2 protein-coding genes are annotated in these 2421 nt (G+C 42.7%); one reads left to right on the plus strand and one right to left on the minus strand.

Annotation, left to right across the window (positions count from 1 at the left end):
- Nucleotides 1-653 (minus strand): ABC transporter ATP-binding protein (locus ADI58_RS05945; protein ID WP_049521840.1); only part of this gene is annotated, 653 nt, incomplete at its 3' end.
- A gap of 178 nt (nucleotides 654-831) precedes the next feature.
- On the opposite strand from ADI58_RS05945, the gene ADI58_RS05950 reads away from it, so the two are divergent.
- Complete coding sequence (locus tag ADI58_RS05950; protein ID WP_049521841.1) at nucleotides 832-2286, plus strand: alpha-amylase; 1455 nt, start codon at nucleotides 832-834, stop codon at nucleotides 2284-2286.
- Nucleotides 2287-2421 lie beyond the last annotated feature (135 nt).

Genomic DNA, 2421 nt, shown 5'->3' on the forward strand with positions numbered 1-2421 from the left:
TCCTCTACGCTACCACAATAAATCAAATGCCCCTTTTTCAAAATGGCAATCCGATCACAGACTTGCTCGGCTACCTCTAGGACATGGGTTGAAAACAAAACTGTCTTGCCTTTTTGCGCATGTTCCTTCATCATTTGCTTCAAATCAAAGGCAGCCTGGGGATCCAAACCAGTCAAGGGTTCGTCCAAAACCCAAATATCAGGATCAGACAAGAGTGCTCCGATGACAAAGACTTTCTGACGCATTCCGTGAGAAAGGGTTTCAATAACCTGATAGCGGTTTTCAGCAAAATCAAAAACACTCAATAGCCTAGCTAGACTAGTCTCCAAGTCAGAGCTAGTCAGATCATAGGATGAGGCGATCAATTCCCAAAATTCATTGGCTGTTAAGCGTAAAAATAAGTCAGGCGAGTCTGCTACGTAGCCAATCTTTCGTTTGATCGCCAAGCGATTCTCCGATAAATCCTGACCGTCTACGAAAATACGACCACTGCTGGGCGAAATGATACTGACTAAGGATTTTATGGTGGTCGATTTTCCAGCCCCATTATGGCCAATCAAGCCCATAATCTCCCCATTTTCAATCTGCAAATTGAGATTGCTCAAGGCCTCTTTATCACCATACAACTTACTAACATTTTGAAATTCAATCATGGGATGACTCCTATCTTTATCTATATTACATACTATTATACTAGCACTTTGATACAAAAAAATCAATACTTTATTTTAAGTAGTTAAAATAGTTTCCTTCTATCTTATGCAAACGTTGGCGCTAACCAATACTTTATGATAGAATAAAGAACAAGATTGACAAGTAAGAGGAAACATCATGCAAAATCAAACACTCATGCAATACTTTGAATGGTATCTGCCCCACGACGGTCAGCACTGGACACGTCTAGCTGAAGATGCTCCACACCTAGCTCATCTGGGGATTAGCCACGTCTGGATGCCACCAGCCTTCAAGGCTACCAACGAAAAAGATGTCGGCTATGGGGTCTATGACTTATTCGACCTAGGAGAGTTTAACCAAAAAGGTACTATCCGCACCAAGTATGGTTTCAAAGAAGACTATCTTCAAGCCATTCAAACCCTAAAAGCACAGGGAATTCAACCTATGGCCGATGTGGTTCTCAATCACAAGGCGGCTGCTGATCACATGGAAGCCTTTCAGGTTATTGAAGTGGATCCTGTAGACCGTACAGTGGAACTTGGAGAACCCTTCACCATCAATGGCTGGACTAGTTTTACCTTCGATGGTCGCCAAGATACCTACAATGACTTCCACTGGCACTGGTACCACTTCACAGGTACTGACTATGATGCAAAACGCCGTAAGTCTGGGATTTATCTGATTCAAGGAGACAACAAGGGTTGGGCCAACGAGGAATTGGTCGATAACGAAAACGGTAACTATGACTACCTCATGTATGCCGACCTAGACTTTAAACATCCTGAAGTTATCCAAAATATCTATGACTGGGCAGACTGGTTCATGGAGACGACTGGTATAGCTGGTTTCCGCTTGGATGCCGTCAAACACATTGACTCCTTCTTTATGCGCAATTTCATCCGCGATATGAAGGAAAAATATGGTCAAGATTTCTATGTTTTTGGTGAATTTTGGAATCCCGATAAGGAAGCCAATCTAGACTATCTTGAAAAAACGGAAGAACGCTTTGACCTTGTCGATGTTCGTCTCCACCAGAATCTCTTTGATGCTAGCCGAGCAGGTTCCAACTATGACCTTCGTGGTATTTTCACAGATAGCTTGGTTGAACTCAAGCCTGACAAGGCGGTGACTTTTGTCGACAACCACGATACCCAACGAGGACAGGCTCTTGAGTCTACTGTTGAAGAATGGTTCAAACCAGCAGCCTATGCCCTCATTCTGTTACGCCAAAATGGCCTTCCATGTGTCTTTTACGGCGACTACTATGGGATTTCAGGGCAGTATGCTCAACAAGATTTCAAAGAAGTCCTTGACCGCCTCCTAACCATCCGAAAAGATTTAGCCTATGGAGAGCAAACAGACTACTTTGATGATGCTAACTGTATCGGTTGGGTACGTTCAGGTGTTGAAAATCAATCCCCAATCGCAGTCCTGATTTCAAACAACCAAGAAAACAGTAAATCAATGTTTATCGGCCAAGAATGGGCTAACCAAACTTTCGTAGATTTACTTGGAAATCACCAAGGTCAAGTTACAATTGATGAGGAAGGTTATGGACAATTTCCAGTCTCAGCTGCTTCGGTAAGTGTCTGGGCAGCCAATACAATCTAATTGCCAATGATTATTAAGCCAGATCCAATCGGATTTGGCTTTTTTTGTATTCACAAAAAGACCTACCCAAATGGATAGATCTTTATACTCAATGAAAATCAAAGAGCAAACTAGGAAGCTAGCCGCAGGTTGCTC

This window comes from Streptococcus mitis (genome assembly GCF_001074635.1).
Classification (GTDB): Bacteria; Bacillota; Bacilli; order Lactobacillales; family Streptococcaceae; genus Streptococcus; species Streptococcus mitis_E.